Raw genomic sequence first — 21435 nt, forward strand, 5'->3', positions numbered from 1 at the left:
ACATCATAGCGGGAAACCCCATTGGCATGGGCGGCGCGCGCTGCGTGACCAGCCTCCGACACGCTCGTCAATAAATTTGAATGGGAATGATTCGCATTAACGATTAGAATGGCGCCGTTCCGCGACATTTACCTGTTTTTAGGTATTGACGCAGAAATTTGCTTTGAATGATAAAAAAGGACGCCTGAAGAATGACCGATCGTTTGCCTGCCCTCCAATTTGCCCGCACCCTATTGAGCCTGGCCATCGGCGCGCTGCCGCTTGCCGCTGTTGCCGCTGACCCGATTGCTGACGATTTGCCGGCAACTATGCCGACTGTGGTCGTGACGGCAGCCGGCTTCGAGCAGACGATCCGTGAAGCGCCCGCCTCGATCACGGTGCTGACCCGTGAACAGCTCGAGAAAGAGCGCTTCGGCAATCTGGCGCAGGCGCTGGAAAGCGTGGAAGGCATCGACGTCGGCGCGGCCGGTGACAAGACCGGCGGCATGAATATCAGCATCCGGGGCATGCCGAGCGACTACACACTGATCCTGATCGACGGCCGGCGCCAGAACGCGGCCGGCAACGTCACGCCAAATGGCTTTGGCGGCACCTCGACCAGCTTCATGCCGCCTGTCAGCGCCATCGAGCGCATCGAAGTCATCCGCGGTCCGATGTCGACGCTGTATGGCTCGGACGCCATGGGTGGCGTGATCAACATCATCACGCGCAAGGTCGGCAAGCGCTGGGCCGGTTCGGTGGCAGCCGACTACACGCTGCAGGAAGACGACCAGTTCGGCGACGTCAAGGGCGCCAAGTTCTACCTGAGCGGCCCGCTCAAGACCGACGTGCTGGGACTCTCGCTGCGCGGCAGCACCCTGCGCCGCGACGAGGCGAATATCTCGTACGACGAGATCAACCCGGCCCGGCCGCTGGTCCAGAACGCCAACCCGGTCAAGCAGAAGATCGACAACGTTGGCGCGCGGCTGGCGTTCACCCCGCACCGCAACCACGAACTGGTGCTCGACGCCGACAAGACGCGCCAGACCTATGACAACACGCGCGGCCAGCTCGGCACGCTGGGCACGGGTGGCTACGGGCCAGAGCAACAATACAACCGCGAGCAAACCACGCTGTCGTACAAGGCGCGCCTGCCGTTCGGCACCTGGGACAGCAGCTATATGGTGAACAACACGGAAACCATCGGCCGCACGATTCCGCCGGGTACGCCGGGCGCGGTGCCGGGCACGCCCCGCACGCTGGAAGTCGAGAGCAAGGTGTTCGACACCAAGCTCCTGCTGCCATGGGGCACGCACCTGACCACGATCGGCGCCCAGCACTGGGATGCGGAGATGATCGACGGCGTTGCGCCGCAAGCGTTCGCGTTCACGCAAAAAGCCCTGTTCGTGGAAGACGAGTGGCGCCTGCACGAGCGGGTGTCGCTGACGATCGGTGCGCGCTACGATGACCACAGCATCTTCGGCGGCCAGACGAGCCCCCGCGGCTACCTGGTCTGGAGCGCCTCGCCCCGCTGGACTGTCAAGGGCGGCGTGAGCAAGGGCTACAAGACCCCGCGCGTTGAACAGCTCACCCCCGGCATCAACGGCTTCGGTGGCCAGGGCACGATTCCGCTCGTGGGCAGCCCGAACCTGCAACCCGAAACCAGCGTCACCACCGAACTGGGTGCCTATTTCGACAATGGCGCCGGCTGGAGCGTCAACGCGACGGTCTTCAACAACGATTTCAAGGACAAGATCACCAGCGGCACTGGCCTGATTAATTGTACCTTCCGCCCGGCGCCCAACCGGCCGGGCTGCGTCAGCTTCGGCAACTGGCCGAACGTCGACGCCTTCGGCCAGTCGATCAATGTCGACGAGGCGGTCACGCGCGGCGTTGAATTCGCCACCCGCTTCCCGCTCGCGGCCGGCTGGGCCGCCAGCGCCAACTACACGTACACCGACAGCGAACAGGAAAGCGGCGAGAATGCCGGCAAACCGCTGTCCGACACACCGAAGCACGCGTTCAATGCGCGCCTGACCTGGGACGTGTCGCCCGACTGGAATGCATGGCTGCGCGCCGAATACCGCAGCGAGCGCTTCCGCGATCCGGGGACGTCGGCCGCCACCCGCGCGGCGCGGGATGCGCTGGGCGACTTCAAGGGTTATTCGATGCTGCACCTTGGCACCAGCTACCAGGTCACGCCGGCCATCACGCTCAATGCCGCGATCTACAATCTGCTGGACAAGGACTTCATCGACTACCGGCCGTATCGCGCGACGCCGGCGGGGGCGCCGACCTACAGCAGCGTCTACGTCAACAATCTTGACGGGCGCCGCCTGTGGCTGTCGATGAACGTGGACTTCTGAGCGGCGGATGAAGTGGCGCTAGGTATCCGCCAGGCGCAGGTCGGGGTCGGCTTCGAACACCCCGGCCAGCCAGCTGGCAAATGCCTGCAGGCGCGGATTGGCGATGCGCCCGCGCGGATACAGCAGGGACACCGGCATTGGGGTCGGGCACATGGCGGGGAGCACGACGGCCAGCGCGCCCTGCGCCACGTGCGTGCGCACCTGGTAGCGCGCCAGTTGCGCCAGTCCCAGTCCCTGCAGCGCGCACAGCAGATTGGCCTCGGCGTCGTTCACGGCGATGCCGCCATCGATGGCCACCCGGACCACGCTACCCGCGCCGGCTCCCTTCTCTTCACCCGCGAGCGTCCATTCAAAGGCTCGGCCAGTGCGGCCCGAGAAATGCACGACTGCATCGTGCTCGGCCAATGCATCGACGGTTGCAGGCGTGCCCCGCCTCGCCAGATAGCCGGGCGTGGCGGCGATCACGAAGCGCATCAGGCCGATCCGGCGTGCGACCAGGCTTGAATCGGGCAAGTCGCCCACGCGCAACGCGCAATCGATGCCTTCGGCGGTCAGGTCGACCAGGCGGTCGCCCAGGCTGATGGTCAGATCGAGCGCCGGATACGCCTGGCGAAACTCGCCAATGCGCGGCAGCACGATCGCGCGGCCCAGCGAGCCCGGCAGATCGACGCGCAGCCGGCCCTGCATCCGGCCCGCGTGCTCGCCCAGAAAGTCGGCTTCGGCGTCGTCGATGGCGGCCAGGATAGCGTTGCAGTGGGCGTAGTAACGCTCACCCTCGGGCGTCAGTGACAACCGGCGCGTCGTGCGTTGCAGGAGCTGTGCACCCAGATAGCGCTCGAGATTCTGCAGCGTCGCCGTCAGTGAGGCGCGTGGCAAGTCCAGCGACTCGGCCGCGCGTGTAAAACTGTTCGCCTCGACGATGCGCACGAACGTCTGCATCGCTTTCACCTTGTCCATGATTGTTCATATAAAGTGAATGGTATAAGCGTATTATGCCCTGATTATCTTCGCCGGCGAACTGGCTACCATGGCGTCATTCCCTCACTCAATTCCATGGAGTTCGCCATGAACACCCCCAGGTCATCATCCATCTCGTCCGGCATGGTCATGCTGCTGGCCGCTGCGGCCGGCATCATCGTCGCCAACCTCTATTATGCGCAGCCGCTCGTCGGCCCGATCGGCGCCGCGCTGGGCTTGCCGCCCGCAGCGGCCGGGCTGATCGTCACGCTGACCCAGATCGGCTACACGCTGGGCCTGCTGTTCATCGTGCCGCTCGGCGACCTGGTGGAAAACCGGCGCCTGATCGTCACCGGTCTGCTTGTCACCAGTGCTGCCTTGCTGGTCGCGGCCACCGCCACCACCGCGTGGGCGTTCCTGCTGGCCGCGCTGACGATCGGCCTCGGTGCCGTGGTGGCGCAGGTGCTGGTGCCGTTTGCCGCGCACCTGGCGCCGGAAGCCACGCGCGGCCAGATCGTTGGCAAGGTGGTCAGCGGCTTGCTGCTGGGGATCATGGTGGCGCGGCCGGTCGCGAGCGTGCTGGCTGGCCTGGGCGGCTGGCACACCGTGTTCGGGATCGCCGCCGCGCTGGTCGCCGTGCTGGCCGTGGTCCTGCAGCTGAAGTTGCCGCTGCGCCAGCCCACGGCGACACAACCGTACCGGCGCCTGATCGGCTCGCTGTGGCCGCTGCTGGCCACGACCGTGGTGCTGCGCCAGCGCGCGCTGTATCACGCTGGCCTGTTCGGCGCCTTCAGCCTGTTCTGGACCGTGGCGCCGCAAGCGCTGGCCGGCCCCGCCTTCGGCCTCACACAGAACGGGATCGCGCTGTTTGCCCTCGTCGGCATGGCCGGCGCCGTGGCCTCGCCTGTCGCCGGGCGCCTGGCCGATGCCGGTCACACGCTGAAAGCCACTGCCGTCGCCCTGGTCGTCGGCGCGCTGAGCTTCCTGCTGCCCCTGTTTGCACCGGCGTCAAAACCGGTCGCGCTTGGCTTGCTGGCCGTGGCCGCCATCGCGCTGGATGCTGCGGTGGCCGCCAATCTGGTGCTGGGCCAGCGCGCGCTGTTCGCGCTGGGCGCCGACATGCGCAGCCGGTTGAACGGTCTGTACTTCGCGCTGTTCTTTGCGGGCGGCGCGGTCGGTTCCGCGCTGGGCGGCTGGGTGTATGCGGCGTATGGCTGGCATGCGGCGCTGCTGGTCGGCATGCTGCTGCCAGCGCTGGCGCTGCCGGTCTGGATCCACGAAGCCACCAGGCATGCGGCCGCACGCCAGAGCGCATAGACCACGCGCCGGATTGAGATGTGTTTTAATCAACCTTTATCCTGATCTGGAGCACGCAATGCACACCAACGACCAAGCGGCGACGCCGACCAAAGCCGAACTGGACGAAGCCGCGCTGAACATGGCGCGCAATATGTTCCAGTACGCGCGTTCAGGCGACGCCGAGCATCTCGCCGCCTTCCTGTCGCGCGGCCTGCCGCCGAACCTGCGCAACGAAAAAGGCGACAGCCTCTTGATGCTGGCCAGCTATCATTGCCACCTGGACGCGACGCGGGTCTTGCTCGAGCACGGCGCCGATCCGCACCTGATCAACGATGCCGGGCAAACGCCGTTGCACGGCGCGGCGTTCAAGGGCGACCTGGCGGTCACGACGCTGTTGCTCGACAAGGGCGCGCTGCCGGACTTTGCCGGCCCTTCCGGCCGCACGGCGCTGATGTTTGCCGCGATGTTCAACCGGGTCGCCATTGCCAAGCTGCTGATGGAACGCGGCGCCGATCCGGCGGCGCGCGATGGGGCCGGCACGACCGCCTACGATGCGGCAATCAAGATGGGCGCGGCCGACACTGCGGCCCTGCTGGCGCCGGCCAAATGACGGCGCCGACCGTACCCCAGGCGCTGCGCATCAGGCGCTGCTGCGCGCCGGCCGCTGACGACGGCGCGCGCACCAGGCCGCCACGAGGCCGAGGCCGACGATCGCGCCCGTGGCCGGTTCCGGCACCTCGCTCGCTTCCTGCGCCGCAGACACCAGCATGCCGCTGGCGCCGCTGCAGTCGGGGTACTGCCAACCGCAGCCATACGGTTCGTCACTGTTGGCAGTCACCACACTGAACAGTGCGCCCTCGCTCACCATCTGGAAATCGGAGTTGCCGTCCGAAGCGAAGATGCTCCCCCCGAGGAGGCCGCCCGCCAGGAAGGTCACGTCCATGACGATGCGGTCATAATAATTGCGCGGCTGGGCGCGGTAGCCGTAGTCGATCAGGTTGTGCTGGCCACCGATGTACGGGTCGTCGAACCAGTAGCGCATGGACAATAGACTGGACTGAGGGTCGAGGCACGGCGGCCCCATGTGGCAGTCATTGCTGATATCCAGTGACAACGCGCCGGCGGTGACAGCCTCGTCGGAGAACGCCAATTCCAGGTTGAGACCGGTCGGCATCGAACTGGATGTACTCACTTGCTGCCAGCTGAAGGTGACTGCAGCTTGCGCCGGCAGCGCCAGGGCGGCGGCCAGCAATAGGGCGACAGGGGCAATGCGCGTCATTACAGATCTCCTCGGAAAGTTCCTACAATACGTCAGCAAGAATCGCGCCCGTGGATATAGTGCCAGCATCCCATTGATTCTAAACAACATTTATGTTGGGTGCTTAGCCGTCGCAGACAAGGTGTCAAGTTCTTCGACAAAGCATGTCACCTTTGCAATGCGCTGCACCGCCGCTGCGGCGACCTGATGTGTCAGCCACGACGCCCGGTACATCCCCTATAATCGTGAGCGCCCTGACGCCAGGGCGCGATTCCAACTACCCGAAAGCCCCCGATGAAAGCCCTGTCCCTGCCCGTCCTCATGGTTGCACTGCTGACTGTCAGCGGCACCGCACTTGCCGACGATGCCGCGCTGCTCAAATGCCGCACCCTGAGCGACACCGCCTCGCGCGTTGCCTGCTACGACGCGATTCCCGTCGGCATTGCCGGTCCGGCTGCCGCTACCGGGACGGCTGCCGCTGCGCCAGTCCGTACGCCGGAACAGAATTTTGGGATGGAAGCGGTCAAGCAACGCGAAGCGCAGCCTGCGTCGATCCGCAGCACGGTCGTGGGCGACTTCGATGGCTGGGGTCCCGGCTCGCAGATCCGCCTGGCCAATGGCCAGGTCTGGCGCGTCATCGATGGCAGTGACGCCGTCCTGCCGCCCACGAAGGACGCGGCGGTGACCATCGAGCGCAACGTGTTCGGCACGCTGTTCCTGAAAGTCGATGGCGGCAACAGCTCGGCCAAAGTGCGCCGGGTGCAATAAACGCTAGGCCGGCGTACGCACCATGTACAGCGCGCCGGGCGGATAGGTCTGCAGGCCGGCGCACTGCGTCGAGGCGGCGCGCCAGCCCAGTGCATGCCAGAAGCGCTCGCTGTCCTGCACCGATACCAGGGCCGCATGGGCCAGTCCGAGCGTGTGCGCGCGACGCAGTGCGTCGTCCACCAGCGCGCGCCCCATCCCACGTCCCAGTGCGCATGCCTCGATTGCCAGGTCATGCAGGTACAGGGTGTCCGGCTGATCCGATACGGCAAACGGGGCGTTCAGGTCCGTCACCAGCCCCAGACGCGACTGATAGGTGAACAGGTAGCCGCACACAACGCCCTCGTGAAGGCCAACCAGACAGGTGCCGTGCGCCGCCGCTATCCGGCTTGCGACTACCGCGGCCGGCTCCTGCATCGCGGCCGGATAGCAGGCGGCCTGGATGCGCAGCGCGGCCTCGAGATCGGTGGGTAGCATCGGACGCAGGGAGATCGGCATGAGAGATGGTCGGGCGAAAAAACGCGCATCGTAGCATGCGCTTGACGCCCGTCGTGGCATCGCGCATTCTAGCTGTCTTGACAACATCGCCTCATCACCGACAGGAACCAGCATGCGCAGCACCAGCGAAGCCACGCCGCCAGCCCGCCCCGAATACATCCTCCACGCCAGCTGCCCGGCCGGCATCGGCATCGTCGCGGCCGTTGCGACCTTCCTGGCCGAACGCGATTGCTATATCTGCGCGCTAGAACAGTTCGACGATGATTCGACCGCACGCTTCTTCATGCGCGCCGTATTCCGCCAGCAAGACAAATCGCCGGCCATCGACGCCATCCGCGCCGAATTCGACAGCACGGTCGCCACGCGCCTGGACATGGGCTGGAAAATCTACGATCCGCTCGACCCGGTGCGCACCGTGATCATGGTCTCGAAGACCGACCACTGCCTGGACGACCTGCTGTACCGCCGCCGCACGGGCGAACTCAATCTGTCGATCACGGCGGTTGTGTCGAACCATCTCGACCTGCGCCCGATGGTCGAGCGCGAAGGCATCCGCTTCATCTTCCTGCCGGTGAACAAGGACAACAAGGCGCAGCAAGAGGCGCGCCTGCTGGAAATCGTCGACGAGACCGACTCCGAACTCGTGGTCCTGGCGCGCTACATGCAGATTTTGTCGGATGGGCTGGCGCGCCGCCTGGCCGGCAAGTGCATCAATATCCACCACTCGTTTTTACCCGGCTTCAAGGGCGCCAAGCCGTACCAGCAGGCGTTCGACCGGGGCGTCAAGCTGATCGGCGCAACGGCCCACTACGCCACGCCCGACCTGGACGAAGGCCCGATCATCGAACAGGTGCTCACGCGCGTGGACCACAACTACCGGGTCGACCAGCTGACCCGCGTGGGGCGCGACAACGAATGCCTGGCGCTGGCCACGGCGGTCAAATTCCATATCGAGCGCCGTGTGTTCGTCGACGGCAACAAGACGGTGGTGTTCCGCGGGCCGTAATGACACTGACAACAACGTTGGCTTATACCTAACGTAGGTGCGTTAGCTAACCGTCGCAAATGTAACAGGACGTTATGTTCATACCTTCTCACAGAGGGGAAGAACATGGAACATCAACAGCAGCATCCGGTGCGTCTGCGCATCAACGGCCAGGACCGCGAATTCAACGTCGAATCGTGGGTAACGCTGCTTGACCTGCTGCGCGAGCGCGCAGGCATGACCGGCACCAAAAAGGGTTGCGACCAGGGCCAGTGCGGCGCCTGCACCGTGCTCGTCGACGGCAAGCGGATCAACTCGTGCCTGACGCTGGCCGTCATGCAGGACGGTCGCGAGATCACCACCGTCGAAGGCCTGGCCACCGGCGACGACCTGCATCCGCTGCAGCAGGCGTTCATCGACTGCGACGCGTTCCAGTGCGGCTACTGTACGCCGGGCCAGCTGTGTTCGGCCGTGGGCCTGATCAGCGAAGGCCAGGCTACCTCGCGCGACGACGTGCGTGAACTCATGAGCGGCAACCTGTGCCGCTGCGGCGCGTACCCGCAGATCGCCGATGCGGTCATCAAAGTTCTCGACATGCGCGACACGAAGAAAACCACCGAAGGCTTCACGACCGGGGCGGTGCTGTCATGAACCCGTTCGCCTTTACCCAAGCCACGGACGTCGACGCCGCGCTGGCCGCCCTGCTCGACCCTGACACCCGCCCGATCGCCGGCGGCACCAATCTGCTCGACCTGATGAAGGAAAGCGTGATGAAGCCGTCACGCCTGGTCGACATCAACAACCTCGGCCTGGACCAGGTCGAAGAAAAAGACGGCGGCCTGCTGCTGGGCGCCCTCGCCCGCAACGCGGACACGGCCTACCACCCGGTGGTGCGCGAGCGCTATCCGCTCTTGTCGACGGCCATCCTGGCCGGTGCCTCGCCGCAACTGCGCAATATGGCGTCCAACGGCGGCAACCTGATGCAGCGCACCCGCTGCGTCTACTTCTATGACGTCGGCACCGCCTGCAACAAGCGCGAACCCGGCACCGGCTGTCCGGCGCGCGAAGGCCTGAACCGCCAGCTGGCGATCCTGGGCACGAGCGAAAGCTGCATCGCCACCCACCCGTCCGACATGTGCGTCGCCCTGCGCGCGCTCGACGCGACGGTCCACGTGCGCTCGATGAGCGGCGCGCGCGACATCCCGTTCGCCGACTTCCACCGCCTGCCGGGCGACACGCCCCAGATCGACAACACGCTGCAGCCAGGCGAGATGATCACCCACATCACCGTGCCCGAAGCCGACCGTTTCATCGATCACAGCGCCTATATCAAGGTGCGCGACCGGCTGTCGTACGCGTTCGCGCTGGTGTCGGTGGCTGCTGCGCTGGATCTCGATGCCGACGGCACGATCCGCGCTGCGCGCATCGCGGTCGGTGGCGTGGCCCATAAGCCATGGCGTGTCGAAGCGGCCGAAGAAGCGCTCGTCGGCCAGGCCGTTGGCGAAGCGGCCTTCCTGCAGGCCGCCGAGACCATCCTGCAAGGCGCCCAGGGCTTTGGCCAAAACGACTTCAAGCTGCCGCTGGCGCGCAACGCCATCGTGCAAGCCTTGACCACCGCCGCGCGTGGGACCGACCACGCGCGCGGACTCGATGCACAAGGAGAACAAGCATGACCGACCTGATTCCTGAACTGCGCGCGCCGAGCGCGCCGGCCGGCACCGGCCGCGTGAAAAGCGGCATGGCGGTCTCGCGCATCGATGGCCGAGCCAAGGTCACCGGCGAGGCGCAGTACGCCGCTGAATACTTTGCCCCCGACCTGGCGTACGGCGTGGTCGTGAGCGGCACCGTGGCCAAGGGCCGCATCACCAGCATCGACACGGCCGAGGCGCTGGCCGTCGCGGGCGTGCTGTCCGTGATGACGCACGAGAACCGTCCCAAGATGCGCTCTTTCGACCTGGCCTGGAAAGACATGACGGCCCCGGCCGGCTCGCCATTCCGCCCCCTGTTCTCGGACGAGATTTTCTACAGCGGCCAGCCGGTGGCGCTGGTGCTGGCCGAGACCTTTGAATCTGCGCGGTACGCGGCGACGCTGGTGCGCGTGCATTACGATGTCGATGCACACGAAACCAATCTGCTGGAAAGCCTCGACCAGGCTTATGAACCGCGCAAGATGAAGGCGGGCTTCGTGCCGCCAAGCTCGATCGGCGACGGTAAAAAGGCATTCGAGGCAGCCGAAGTACGGGTCGACTCGCAGTACTACAACGGCGTCGAGCACCACAATCCGATGGAGATGTTCGCCTCGACCGTGATTCGCGCTGAAAACGGCCACCTGACCATCTACGACAAGACGCAAAGTTCGCAGAACAGCCGCTGGTATGTCTCGCATGGCTTCGGCCTGTCGAGCGACGAAGTCACGGTGCGCAACCCGTACGTGGGCGGCGCCTTCGGTTCCGGCCTGCGCCCGCAATACCAGCTGCCGCTGGCCGTGATGGGCGCGCTGCAACTCGAGCGTTCGGTGCGCGTCGTGCTGACGCGCCAGCAAATGTTCAGCTTCGGCCACCGTCCAGAAACCTGGCACCGCATCCGCCTGGGCGCAGCGCCGGACGGCACGCTCAAGGCGATCTGGCACGAAGCGATCCAGGAAACCTCGCGCCTCGAGGATTACGTCGAAGTGATCGTCAACTGGTCGGGCCAGCTGTATGCGTGCTCCGACATCAAGCTCGGCTACCAGGTGGTGGCGAACGACCGCTTCACGCCGCTGGACATGCGCGCCCCGGGCGCCGCCCACGGCGTGCACGCCATGGAAGTGGCGATGGACGAGCTGGCCTACGAACTGAAGATGGATCCGCTGGCGCTGCGCCTGAAGAACTACACCGACGTGTCTCCGATCGAGGACAAGCCATTCTCGAGCAAGGAACTGCGCGAGTGCTACCGCCAGGGCGCCGAGCGCTTCGGCTGGGAAAAGCGTCCGCTCGAGCCACGCTCGATGCAGGACGGCGACGAGCTGGTGGGCTGGGGCATGGCAACCGGCATCTGGGATGCGATGGTGATGGTCGCCCGCGTCAGCGCCGTATTGCACAGCAACGGCCGCCTGGTCGTGAGCAGTGCGGCGACCGATATCGGCACCGGTACCTATACCGTGATGTCGATGATTGCAGCCGAGGCCATGGGCTTGCCGATGGAACTGGTGACGTTCCAGCTGGGTGATTCGACGCTGCCGATGGCGCCGATCGAAGGCGGCTCGTCGCACGTGACCACGGTAGGTTCGGGCGTGTTCGGCGCCTGCGAAAAGCTCAAGAAGTCGGTGCTGAAGATGGCAACGAAGATGACCGATTCGCCGCTGGCCAAGGCGCGTCTGCGCGACGTCGAATTTGGCGACGGCGCGATCTTCCTGAAAACGGATCCGTCGCGCCGCGTCGAACTCACGCAGGTTCTGGCCAATGCGGGCGTGGATCAGGTCGAAGAGAAATACTTCATGACGCCGCAGATGCTCAAGCAGCGCAAGTACGCGCGCGCCGTGCACTCAGCCGTGTTCTGCGAAGTGCGCGTCAACGAAAAGCTCGGCATGGTGCGCGTCACGCGCGTGGTCAGCGCGATTGCGGCCGGGCGCATCATCAGCGCCAAGACGGCAGCCAGCCAGATCAGCGGCGCGGTCGTCTGGGGCATCAGCCAGGCACTGCATGAAGAAACCCATACCGATCACAAGTACGGGCGCTTCATGAACCACAATTTCGCCGAGTACCACGTGGCGGCCAATGCCGACATCCACGATATCGACGTGATCTTCGTGGAAGAAGACGACCGTATCGTCAGCAAGCAGCTGGGCGCCAAGGGTGTGGGCGAGATCGGCATCGTGGGTGTGGCAGCGGCGGTCTCGAACGCCATCTTCCATGCCACCGGTACGCGCCTGCGCACGACACCGATGACGCCGGCGAAATTGCTGCTCGGGGATCGGGAACTCCCGGTGCAGCCGCCGGTCTGATAGTTCGGCGCTGCAGCGACCAAAAACGCCATCTTCGGATGGCGTTTTTTGTTTTCGGATGGGCGTTTTTGGTCCATTCGTTCTTGCCGAAAAAGGCGTCATGCATACCACATACGTATTTCCACGTAGTTGCACAACAATATGTTTGCTGGTAAAACATATGGTGCGTAAGACAACGCCACAAGGGAGCACGGCACAGTCATAGTGCCGGTTGCCAAACTAAACCAAAAATGAGATCCGAGGACGACACCATGAAGCTCAAGATGCTGTGCGCAGCCGCCTGCCTGACCGCTTTCGGCACGGGCCTGGCCCATGCCCAGGCCTACCCGACCAAGACCATCACCATGATCGTGCCGTTTGCAGCCGGCGGCCCGACCGACACCGTCGCACGCCTCGTCGCGCAATCGATGGGCACCACGCTCAAGCAGCAGATCATCGTCGAGAACGTCGGCGGTGCCGGCGGCACCATCGGCGCCGCGCGCGCCGCCAAGTCCGCACCCGACGGCTATACACTGTTCCTGCACCACATCGGCCAGTCGACCGCGCCAGCGCTGTACCGCAAGCTGCCGTACGACGCGATCACCAGCTTCGAGCCGATCGGCCTGATCACCGACGTGCCGATGACCGTCGTCGCCAAGGCGAACTTCCCGGCCAAGGACATGAAAGAGCTGATCACGTACGTGAAAGCCAACAAGGACAAGGTCACCTACGCGCACGCTGGCCTGGGTTCGGCTTCGCACCTGTGCGGCATGCTGCTGCAGACCGCGATGGGCGTCGAGCTGACCACCGTGCCTTACAAGGGCACCGGTCCGGCAATGAATGACCTGCTGGGCGGCCAGGTGGACTTCATGTGCGACCAGACCACCAACACCACCAGCCAGATCAAGGGCGGCAAGATCAAGGCCTACGGCGTGACGACCAAGACCCCGGTCGCCTCGCTGCCGAACCTGCCGACGCTGGACAAGGCTGGCCTGCCAGGCTTCGAAGTCGGTGTCTGGCACGGCCTGTACGCGCCGAAAGGCACGCCGAAGCCAACGGTCGACGCGCTGTCGAACGCCCTGCGCACCGCACTGCGTGATCCGAACGTGGTCAAGCGGTTCGCCGACCTGGGCACCGAACCGGTCCCGAGCAATCAAGCCACGCCGGAAGCGCTGCGCACGCACCTGAAGCAGCAGATCGACCTGTGGGGTCCGATCATCAAGAAAGCCGGCGCCTTCGCCGACTGATGCCCTGTTGACGACCTCGCGCCGCGCCGGCCTGTCCGGCTGCGGTGCGGCGTTGTCGCATCTGGAGCCCGGCCGCCGTCGTTGTCATCGTCTTTGCGCGGGGCGCCATCAGTGATCCGCATTCACGCTTTTTCGAACCACTGCATCTGCATCACCGCATCTGCAACACCATAAAGGGGACCACCACCGTGCCAGCATTTATCCGCCATCCGAAAGACTTTTGGAGCGGCATCGTCTTTCTCATCTTCGGTCTGAGCGCCGTGATCATCGGCCAGGAGTATGAGCTGGGCAGTGCCGGCCGCATGGGTCCGGCCTACTTCCCGATCGCGCTGGGCATCCTGCTGTCGCTCGTCGGCCTGGCGTCGTTCGTGCGCTCGTTCTTCCGTCCGGGTGAGGCAATCGGCCGCATCTACTATCGCGAGCTGACTATCGTACTGGTCGCCGTGCTGCTGTTCGGCTTCCTGGTGCGCAATGCCGGCCTGGTGCCTGCAGGCTTCCTGCTGATCCTGATCAGCTCGTACGCCAGCGATAAATTCGAATTGAAGAAGTCACTCGCGCTGGCCGTGGGCATGACGTTGTTCGCAGTTGGACTGTTCGTCAAGCTGCTTGGCTTGCCGATGCCGATCATTGGCCCTTGGCTCGGTGGGAATTAAATCATATGGAACTTTTCAGTAACCTCGCACTGGGCCTCGAGACGGCCCTGTCCATGCAAAACCTGTTCTACTGCCTGGTCGGCGTATTCGTCGGCACGGCAGTGGGCGTCCTCCCGGGCCTGGGCCCGATCGCCACCATCGCGATGCTGCTGCCGGCCACGTTCGGCCTGCCACCGGAGTCGGCGCTGATCATGCTGGCTGGTATCTACTACGGCGCGCAATATGGTGGCTCGACCACCGCCATCCTGGTCAATCTGCCGGGCGAATCCTCGTCGGTGGTGACGGCACTGGACGGCTACCAGATGGCCCGCAACGGCCAGGCCGGCAAGGCACTGGCTACTGCAGCAATCTCGTCGTTCTTCGCCGGTACCGTCGCCACGATCCTGCTGGCCGTGGCCGCGCCACCGCTGGCCGACCTGGCGCTTGAATTCGGCCCGGCCGAATACTTCTCGCTGATGGTGCTGGGCCTGGTGGCCTCGGTCGTGCTGGCCAGCGGCTCACTGCTCAAGGCCATCGGCATGGTGCTGCTCGGCCTGCTGCTGGGCGTGGTCGGTACCGACGTCAACTCGGGTTCGGCGCGCTATACCTTCGACATGCCGGAACTGGCTGACGGCATCAACTTCGTCATCGTCGCGATGGGCATGTTCGGTATCGGCGAAATCATCCGCAATCTCGAGCACAACGAAGACCGCAACTTGGTGATGAAGAAAGTCACCGGGCTGATGCTCAACAAGGAAGACTTCAAGCGCATCATGTGGCCGGTGATCCGTGGCACGGGTCTGGGCTCGCTGCTGGGCATCCTGCCGGGCGGTGGCGCCATGCTGGCCTCGTTCGCGTCGTACTCGCTCGAGAAGAAAGTGTCGAAGAACTCGGCCAACTTCGGCAAGGGCGCCATCGAAGGCGTTGCGGCGCCGGAAGCGGCCAACAATGCTGGCGCGCAGACCTCGTTCATCCCGATGCTGACGCTGGGCATTCCGTCGAATCCCGTGATGGCGCTGATGATCGGCGCGATGATCATTCAAGGCATCCAGCCTGGTCCAGCCGTCATGACCGAGCAGCCTGGCCTGTTCTGGGGCCTGATCGTCTCGATGTGGGTCGGTAACCTGTTCCTCGTCGTGCTGAACCTGCCGATGATCGGTATCTGGGTGCGCATGATCATGGTGCCGTACCAGATGCTGTATCCGGCCATCCTGATGTTCTGCGCGATCGGCGTGTTCAGCCTGAACAACAGCACCTTCGACGTGTATCTGATGGCGCTGTTCGGTCTGCTCGGCTACCTGTGCGCCAAGCTCGAACTGGAGCCCGCGCCGATGCTGCTCGGCTTCATCATCGGCCCGATGATGGAAGAATACCTGCGCCGCGCCCTGCTGCTCTCGCGCGCCGATCCGATGGTATTCATCGAGCGCCCAATCTCGGGCGTCATGCTGGGCTTGGCCGCTGCCGCGATGATCGTCGTGCTGCTGCCATCGCTGCGCAAGAAACGCGAAGAAGCCTTCCAGGAAGACTAAGGCCCTAGCCAAGGTCGACCCGCACCACCCGCGCCGCCCGGCGCCGGCCCAGGCCGGCCCGGGCGGTCGCCGTTTACGCCAGGGAGCATGCTTCACCCCCGTCCCCACGCAGCCACCAGATACTGAACAATTAGGGTCAGAGTCGATTTATTGGGCAATTCCTCAATGTTGTCAAACAATCTGACTCCGACCCCAATTGGAAAGCAATGGCCGCGCGGAATGCTGCCTGAGGGCATTGCAAACAGGCCATGGACGGAGATTTATTGGTCAATAATTCGACTCTGACCCTAATTGGCGGGTCGGATCGGGCGGCGCCAGGCGGTTACTCGCGGCGTTCAGTGTGCAGAGGGAGGAGGACGGTGAAGGTGCTGCCGTGGCCGTTACCGGGGCTGTGGGCGGTGACGGTGCCGTCGTGGGCTTCGACCAGGTTCTTGACGAGGGCCAGGCCCAGGCCGAGGCCACCGCCGGTGCGGTCGGCTGATCGTTCGGCCTGGACGTAGAGGTCGAACAGGCGCGGCATCAGGTCGGGCGCGATGCCCATGCCGTTGTCGGTGATCCGCAGCGCTGCCATCCGGCCCCGTTTTTCGAGAGCGACGTGGATGATGCCGCCACTGTCCGTGTAACGAATCGCGTTGGTCAGCAGATTGCTCACCACCTGGATCAGGCGCGTGCGGTCGCCCAGCACCAGCAGGCTGGGCATGCCCGCTGCCTGCTCGATGCGGTGGCGTTTCTGGTTTGCCGCCGATTGCACCTGCTCGAGCGCGGCGGCAATCACGTCGGCCAGCTCCACCGGCGCTTTTTCCAGTTGCACCAGGCCGCGACTCACGCGCGAGACGTCCAGCAGATCCTCGACGAGGCGGCTCATGTGCGTGACCTGGCGCCGGATGAGTTCACCCATCTGATTGGCGCGCTGCGACGTGACGCCCTCGGGCAGCAGCATGCTCGCCGCCATGGCAGCGGCCGACAGCGGCCCGCGCAGTTCGTGGCTCAGCGTGGCGAGAAATTCGTCCTTGCTGCGATCGGCTTTCTGCAGCGCAGCGGCCTTGTCGTCCAGCAGGTCATTCAGGGCTTCGATATTACGGTTGCGCTCTTCGAGGCGGGTCGAGACGAGTTGCAGTTCTTCCTGCCGCGCCTGGAGCGCGCCCAGTGCGTCGGCCAGTTCGCGGTTCTGGTGCCGCGCTTCCGACAAGGCCGCGTGATTGGGCAGCGTTTCGAATTGCGCAACGAGCGGGCTGAACCCGTCGGCGCTGATGAAACCCGTATTGGCCGGAAAACGCTTGCCGACCGTGATGCGGGTGCCGGAGGGCCCACTGTCGATGTCGAACTGGTCCATCAACCGGCGCGCCGACAGGATGCCGACGCCCATGCCTGATGTCGACCGGTATGCGCCCGACAGCACGTGCCCGACATCGGCGATCCCGGGTCCGCGGTCGGCAAACGTGATGCACAGATGCTGCGGCGCCACCGCACCTTCGGCCACAAACGAGACCGAACCGGCACCGGCATAGTTAATGATATTGCGAGCCAGTTCGGACACGGTCGTGCCGATACGCGCCTGGTCGACCGAACCGAATCCGCACGCGCCCGCAATCTGGCGCGCACGCTGGCGCGCGGCGATCACATCGAATTCGGTATCGACATTGAGCGTCAGGATGGCCTGCGTCATGCGCGCTGGGGAAAGATCATGGTGTCGCTCTACAGAGATAAGTGGCATCTGGAGAGCGCAGAAGCCGGTGGCGGGCCGAATTATACCCCGCCACCATGGCGCATTGTCCTACAAATTGTTACACGCGATCTCGCCGCAACGCGACACTGCCAATTACACGCCCACCATCGAGACGGCCTTCGTATTGAGATACGATTCCAGCGCTTCCGGGCCGCCTTCCGAGCCGTAGCCCGAATCCTTGATGCCGCCAAATGGCAGCTCGGCGCTTGGCGTGGCGGGCTGGTTAATCCACAACATGCCCACTTCGACGCGGTTCATCAGCAACTGCGCGTTCTTGATCGAGCGCGTGAAGGCGTAACCGGCCAGGCCGTATGGCAGGCGATTGGCTTCCGCAATCATGTCTTCCAGGCTGTCAAAGCCGCGGATGCCGGCGATCGGGCCGAATGGCTCGTCGTTGAACATGCTGGCGTCCAGTGGCACGTCGGCCAGGATGGTCGGTGCGAAGAAGTTGCCGCTGGTGCCCACGCGTTCACCGCCCGTTGCCACCGTCGCGCCGCGCGCACGCGCATCGTCGACCACCTTGGCCATCGCATCCAGACGGCGCGCATTGGCCAGCGGCCCGAGCGTCGTGTCGTCGGCCATGCCGTCGCCCAGCTTGAGGCTTTCGGCGTGCTGCACGAGTGCGCGCGTGAATTCGGCCTTGACGGCGTTATGCACGAGGAAGCGGGTCGGCGAAATGCACACCTGGCCGGCATTGCGGAACTTGGCTGCGCCCGCCGCCTTGACGGCCAGCGCCACGTCGGCATCCTCGGCGATGATGACCGGCGCATGGCCACCCAGCTCCATCGTCGCGCGCTTCATGTGCGCGCCGGCCAGCGCGGCCAGCTGCTTGCCGACCGGTGTCGAGCCGGTAAACGTCACCTTGCGGATGATCGGGCTCGGAATCAGGTAGCCCGAAATCTCAGCCGGATCGCCGAACACCAGGCCGACGACGCCCGGCGGCAGGCCGGCATCGACGAAGCACTGCAGCAGCGCCGCTGGTGAAGCTGGCGTTTCTTCCGGCGCCTTGCACAGGAACGAGCAGCCGGTCGTGAGCGCTGCAGCGAGCTTGCGGACGATCTGGTTGATCGGGAAGTTCCAGGGCGTGAAAGCGGCGACCGGGCCGACCGGCTCTTTCAGCACGAGCTGCTGGGCGGCCGGATTGCGCGACGGGACGATGCGGCCATACACGCGCATGCCCTCGGCGGCGAACCAGTCGATGATCTCGGCGCCGGCCAGGGCCTCGCCCTTGGCTTCGGCCAGCGGTTTACCCTGCTCCTGCGTCAGCAGGCGCGCGATGTCGCCGGCGCGCTCGCGCAGCAGCGTCGCGGCGCGACGCATGATCGCGGCGCGTTCGGCAGCAGGCACGGCGCGCCAGGTCTCGAAGCCTTTCTGGGCGGCGGCCAGCGCGCGATCGAGGTCGGCGATGCTGGCGTGGGCGACCTTGCCGATCGGCTGGCCGGTGGCCGGATTGATCACGGGGATGGTCTTGCCGCCGCTGGCGTCGTGCCATTCGTTGGCGATGAGGAGACGGGTATCGGGGTAGCTGGAAGTCGTCATGGTAAGTGGTCCTGTGGTAAGGACGACAATCTTACCGTGGATGGCGACTCCCTGCAGAGGACCCCACCGCTTCGACGGCGCCCGCCTCGGCCATCGAACGGATGCGCGCGGCCATCGCCTCCATCGAAAACGGCTTGGTGAGCACCGCCATCCCCGGATCGAGGTAGCCGTTATTGAGCACCGCATTCTCCGCGTAGCCGGTGATGAACAAGACCTGCAGCCCGGGCCGGACCGCGCGCCCGGCATCGGCCATCTGGCGTCCGTTCATGCCGCCGGGCAGCCCGACATCCGTCACCAGCAGGTCGATCCGCGCATCCGATTGCAGCATCTTGAGACCCGTCGCGCTGTCGGCGGCCTCGATCCAGCCGAAGCCGAGATCCTGCAGGATGTCGATGACGAGCATGCGCACGGTCGGCTCATCGTCGACGACCAGCACCGTGGCCACCTGCCCCGACTGCGTCAGCGCGGTGGGCGCGGCGACATCGGGTTCCAGCTCGGTGGCGCCAGCCCCGTAATGCCGCGGCAGATAGATGCTCACGGTCGTGCCCTGCCCCACTTCGGAATAGATGCGGACCTGGCCGCCCGACTGCTGCGCGAACCCATAAATCATCGACAGCCCGAGGCCCGTGCCCTGGCCGATCGGCTTGGTCGTAAAGAACGGCTCGAACGCGCGCGCGACGACATCCGGCGCCATGCCCACCCCGGTATCGCTGACGGACAAGGCCAGGTACTGGCCCTCTGCCATATTCTGCTGGCGCGCAACGCGCTCGTCGATCCACTTGTTCGCCGTTTCGACCGTGATGGCGCCGCCATCGGGCATGGCGTCGCGCGCATTGATGCACAGGTTCAGCAGCGCGTTTTCGAGCTGCGACGCATCGACCAGCGCCGGCCACGCATCGGCAACGCACACCACCTCGATCCGCACGGCCGGCCCCACCGTGCGCTGGACCAGCTCCTGCATGTCGGTGACGAGCCGGTTCACGTTCGTCGGCTTGGGCATCAGGGTTTGCTGGCGCGAGAACGCCAGCAGGCGATGGGTCAAAGCTGCAGCCCGCTTGGACGCGCCCAGCGCCGTCGCAATATAGCGCTCGAACTCGTTGTAGCGCCCCTGCTGCATGCGCATCTGCATCAGCTGCAGCGCGCCGGAAATACCGGCCAGCAGATTGTTGAAATCGTGCGCCAGGCCGCCAGTCAGTTGGCCCACCGCTTCCATCTTCTGGCTCTGGCGCAGGGCATTCTGCATCGCCTCGAGTTCGGCCAGTTGCTCCTGGTCGCGCGTGATGTCGCGGCCCACCGCATTGATCATCGCATCATGTGCACGCGTGGACCACGAGATCCAGCGATAACTGCCATCCCGATGGCGGTAGCGGTTGTCAAACCGTTGATGGCCGATCCCCTCCGACAATTCCCGCGCACCGGCAATCGTATGGGCGATATCGTCCGGATGAATCAGGTCGAACAGATTCGACCCGACCAACTCGTGCTCGCGCCAGCCCAGCACGGACGACCATGCCGGATTGGTGGCCGTGATCACCCCATCGAACGTACAGCGCAGCATGATGTCCGACGACAGCGTCCACAGCGCATTGCGATCCTGCGCCCGCTCCGCCACTTGGCGCTCGAGATCGAGCAGTATCCGCTTGCGCTGGTCGATGTCATCGAACACCAGGATGATGCCGGCCTGCGTGCCGGCGCTGTCGATCAGCGGCACGGCGCTGACAGCGACCCAGGTTTCACCGCCGTCCGCGGCGCGCCGCAGAAATTCATCGCCCGGCGTCACGAGCTCGCCCCGTAATGCGCGCGCACTCGGATAGTCGTCGGGCGCCAGCAAGCGGCCCTGCGCATCGACCCCGCGCCAGTGTTCCCAGGCCCGCTGCAGACCGTGCGCGGGCGAGAAATCGGGGACAAAGGTGCGGAATACGGGGTTATTCAGGATGGCTTGCCCAGCCATGTCGAACAGGCAGATACCGACTGGCAGGTGCTCGATCACGGTAGCGAGCCGGCTGGCCGCCTCCCTGCGCGCGACGATCTCCTGCTCCAGCGCGATATTGCGCGTGATGAGCTGGGTCTGCGCCGCATCGCGCTCTCTGGCGGCAATGACACCGGCCGTGGTCTCAGTCGCGATATTGAGCAAGCCAGCGATGTGGCCGTTGTCACGCAGCGGGCTGTACGCAAACGACCACCACGTCTCTTCTTCATAGCCACTGCGCGTCATGACCAGCGGCAGATCGGTGAAACTCACCGCCTCGCCGGCCATCACGCGCGCCACCAGCGGACCGATGTCATCCCATATTTCGGACCAGACGTCGGGCAGTGGTCGCCCCAGTGCGTCCGGATGGCGTCTGCCGAGAAACGGCACGTACGCCGCGTTGTAGAGCAACGTCTGCTCCGGGCCCCAGGTGGCGCACATCGCCACCGGCGTCGCCAGCATCATGCCGAAGACGGCTTCGAGTGCCGCGGGCCAGGCTGCGCGTGCACCCAGTGGGGTCCCGCTCCAGTCGAATGCCGCGATGTCGGCGTGCGCCGCGTTCACGCCCCTTCCTCGGTGACACGTGACAGGGTGACGGGCGCCGGGCGACGGTTGACGAGCATGTGATTACGTTGGCGCATGTAAATATGTAGTGTGAAGTGGTATCAATGACCTCCGGAATTCTTGCACAATTTAGCCGTGCGCATTGGACAGTTACGCTCAGC

The 21435-nt window shown here is 64.9% G+C and carries 17 protein-coding genes; 11 read left to right on the top strand and 6 right to left on the bottom strand.

Annotated features, from left to right (window positions below; translation table 11 throughout):
• The first annotated feature begins 191 nt into the window (after nt 1-191).
• A complete protein-coding gene (locus HD842_RS07060) occupies nt 192-2345 on the top strand; it encodes a TonB-dependent receptor domain-containing protein (protein WP_183552606.1) in 2154 nt (717 codons plus the stop codon).
• Nucleotides 2346-2363: 18 nt separating this feature from the next.
• On the opposite strand, the gene HD842_RS07065 is transcribed toward HD842_RS07060, so the two are convergent.
• Nucleotides 2364-3302, bottom strand: a complete 939-nt coding sequence (locus HD842_RS07065) for a LysR family transcriptional regulator (protein ID WP_183552608.1) — start codon at nt 3300-3302, stop codon at nt 2364-2366.
• A 108-nt stretch (nt 3303-3410) separates the two neighbouring features.
• Here HD842_RS07065 and HD842_RS07070 point away from each other — a divergent pair, with 108 nt between their 5' ends.
• Both HD842_RS07070 and HD842_RS07075 read left to right on the top strand, forming a co-directional pair.
• Complete coding sequence (locus HD842_RS07070) at nt 3411-4619, top strand: MFS transporter (protein ID WP_183552610.1); 1209 nt, start codon at nt 3411-3413, stop codon at nt 4617-4619.
• Between the two features lie 58 nt (nt 4620-4677).
• On the top strand, nt 4678-5211 hold the full coding sequence (locus tag HD842_RS07075; RefSeq protein ID WP_183552612.1) for an ankyrin repeat domain-containing protein: 534 nt from the start codon (nt 4678-4680) through the stop codon (nt 5209-5211).
• Nucleotides 5212-5241: 30 nt separating this feature from the next.
• On the opposite strand, the gene HD842_RS07080 is transcribed toward HD842_RS07075, so the two are convergent.
• Nucleotides 5242-5880, bottom strand: a complete 639-nt coding sequence (locus HD842_RS07080) for a PEP-CTERM sorting domain-containing protein (protein WP_183552614.1) — start codon at nt 5878-5880, stop codon at nt 5242-5244.
• 273 nt (nt 5881-6153) lie between these two features.
• Between HD842_RS07080 and HD842_RS07085 the strand changes: the two genes are divergently transcribed.
• The gene (locus tag HD842_RS07085) at nt 6154-6627 is read left to right on the top strand and encodes a hypothetical protein (RefSeq protein WP_183552616.1); all 474 of its coding nucleotides are present in this window, start codon (nt 6154-6156) and stop codon (nt 6625-6627) included.
• 3 nt (nt 6628-6630) lie between these two features.
• On the opposite strand, the gene HD842_RS07090 is transcribed toward HD842_RS07085, so the two are convergent.
• Nucleotides 6631-7122: a GNAT family N-acetyltransferase gene (locus HD842_RS07090; protein WP_183552618.1), complete on the bottom strand. Its 492-nt coding sequence runs from the start codon at nt 7120-7122 to the stop codon at nt 6631-6633.
• A gap of 112 nt (nt 7123-7234) precedes the next feature.
• Between HD842_RS07090 and purU the strand changes: the two genes are divergently transcribed.
• The 7 genes from purU (at nt 7235) to HD842_RS07125 (ending at nt 15476) form a co-directional block, all read left to right on the top strand.
• Nucleotides 7235-8128, top strand: coding sequence for a formyltetrahydrofolate deformylase (gene purU, locus HD842_RS07095; RefSeq protein ID WP_183552620.1), 894 nt, complete (start codon nt 7235-7237; stop codon nt 8126-8128).
• A 105-nt stretch (nt 8129-8233) separates the two neighbouring features.
• Nucleotides 8234-8758, top strand: coding sequence for a (2Fe-2S)-binding protein (locus HD842_RS07100; protein ID WP_183552622.1), 525 nt, complete (start codon nt 8234-8236; stop codon nt 8756-8758).
• Complete coding sequence (locus HD842_RS07105; protein WP_183552624.1) at nt 8755-9780, top strand: FAD binding domain-containing protein; 1026 nt, start codon at nt 8755-8757, stop codon at nt 9778-9780. The genes HD842_RS07100 and HD842_RS07105 overlap by 4 nt, the downstream gene beginning before the upstream one ends.
• Complete coding sequence (locus tag HD842_RS07110) at nt 9777-12089, top strand: xanthine dehydrogenase family protein molybdopterin-binding subunit (protein ID WP_183552626.1); 2313 nt, start codon at nt 9777-9779, stop codon at nt 12087-12089. The genes HD842_RS07105 and HD842_RS07110 overlap by 4 nt, the downstream gene beginning before the upstream one ends.
• Before the next feature lie 251 nt (nt 12090-12340).
• The gene (locus HD842_RS07115) at nt 12341-13315 is read left to right on the top strand and encodes a tripartite tricarboxylate transporter substrate binding protein BugD (protein ID WP_183552628.1); all 975 of its coding nucleotides are present in this window, start codon (nt 12341-12343) and stop codon (nt 13313-13315) included.
• A gap of 188 nt (nt 13316-13503) precedes the next feature.
• Entirely contained in the window at nt 13504-13968 is a 465-nt protein-coding gene (locus tag HD842_RS07120; RefSeq protein WP_183552630.1) for a tripartite tricarboxylate transporter TctB family protein, read from the top strand.
• A gap of 5 nt (nt 13969-13973) precedes the next feature.
• Nucleotides 13974-15476 carry a tripartite tricarboxylate transporter permease gene (locus tag HD842_RS07125; RefSeq protein ID WP_183552632.1) on the top strand — a complete coding sequence of 501 codons (1503 nt, stop codon included), beginning with the start codon at nt 13974-13976 and terminating at the stop codon, nt 15474-15476.
• Between the two features lie 322 nt (nt 15477-15798).
• Here the strand turns inward: HD842_RS07125 and HD842_RS07130 are convergent, their stop codons facing one another.
• From HD842_RS07130 to HD842_RS07140, 3 genes are all read right to left on the bottom strand, one after another.
• Nucleotides 15799-17142, bottom strand: coding sequence for an ATP-binding protein (locus HD842_RS07130; protein ID WP_183552634.1), 1344 nt, complete (start codon nt 17140-17142; stop codon nt 15799-15801).
• Nucleotides 17143-17295: 153 nt separating this feature from the next.
• Complete coding sequence (locus HD842_RS07135) at nt 17296-18741, bottom strand: NAD-dependent succinate-semialdehyde dehydrogenase (RefSeq protein WP_183552636.1); 1446 nt, start codon at nt 18739-18741, stop codon at nt 17296-17298.
• Nucleotides 18742-18772: 31 nt separating this feature from the next.
• Complete coding sequence (locus HD842_RS07140) at nt 18773-21274, bottom strand: PAS domain S-box protein (RefSeq protein WP_221290140.1); 2502 nt, start codon at nt 21272-21274, stop codon at nt 18773-18775.
• Nucleotides 21275-21435 lie beyond the last annotated feature (161 nt).

Origin of the sequence: Massilia aurea (assembly GCF_014200505.1) — a bacterium.
GTDB lineage: Bacteria > Pseudomonadota > Gammaproteobacteria > Burkholderiales > Burkholderiaceae_D > Telluria > Telluria aurea_B.

Excerpts from the sequence above, each read along its gene's own strand:
- HD842_RS07130 (WP_183552634.1), bottom strand. The coding sequence starts at position 17,142 with ATGACGCAGGCCATCCTGACGCTCAATGTCGATACCGAATTCGATGTG.
- purU (WP_183552620.1), top strand. The coding sequence starts at position 7,235 with ATGCGCAGCACCAGCGAAGCCACGCCGCCAGCCCGCCCCGAATACATC.
- HD842_RS07115 (WP_183552628.1), top strand. The coding sequence starts at position 12,341 with ATGAAGCTCAAGATGCTGTGCGCAGCCGCCTGCCTGACCGCTTTCGGC.
- HD842_RS07110 (WP_183552626.1), top strand. The coding sequence starts at position 9,777 with ATGACCGACCTGATTCCTGAACTGCGCGCGCCGAGCGCGCCGGCCGGC.
- HD842_RS07060 (WP_183552606.1), top strand. The coding sequence starts at position 192 with ATGACCGATCGTTTGCCTGCCCTCCAATTTGCCCGCACCCTATTGAGC.
- HD842_RS07135 (WP_183552636.1), bottom strand. The coding sequence starts at position 18,741 with ATGACGACTTCCAGCTACCCCGATACCCGTCTCCTCATCGCCAACGAA.
- HD842_RS07080 (WP_183552614.1), bottom strand. The coding sequence starts at position 5,880 with ATGACGCGCATTGCCCCTGTCGCCCTATTGCTGGCCGCCGCCCTGGCG.
- HD842_RS07100 (WP_183552622.1), top strand. The coding sequence starts at position 8,234 with ATGGAACATCAACAGCAGCATCCGGTGCGTCTGCGCATCAACGGCCAG.
- HD842_RS07085 (WP_183552616.1), top strand. The coding sequence starts at position 6,154 with ATGAAAGCCCTGTCCCTGCCCGTCCTCATGGTTGCACTGCTGACTGTC.
- HD842_RS07105 (WP_183552624.1), top strand. The coding sequence starts at position 8,755 with ATGAACCCGTTCGCCTTTACCCAAGCCACGGACGTCGACGCCGCGCTG.
- HD842_RS07075 (WP_183552612.1), top strand. The coding sequence starts at position 4,678 with ATGCACACCAACGACCAAGCGGCGACGCCGACCAAAGCCGAACTGGAC.
- HD842_RS07070 (WP_183552610.1), top strand. The coding sequence starts at position 3,411 with ATGAACACCCCCAGGTCATCATCCATCTCGTCCGGCATGGTCATGCTG.
- HD842_RS07090 (WP_183552618.1), bottom strand. The coding sequence starts at position 7,122 with ATGCCGATCTCCCTGCGTCCGATGCTACCCACCGATCTCGAGGCCGCG.
- HD842_RS07065 (WP_183552608.1), bottom strand. The coding sequence starts at position 3,302 with ATGGACAAGGTGAAAGCGATGCAGACGTTCGTGCGCATCGTCGAGGCG.
- HD842_RS07125 (WP_183552632.1), top strand. The coding sequence starts at position 13,974 with ATGGAACTTTTCAGTAACCTCGCACTGGGCCTCGAGACGGCCCTGTCC.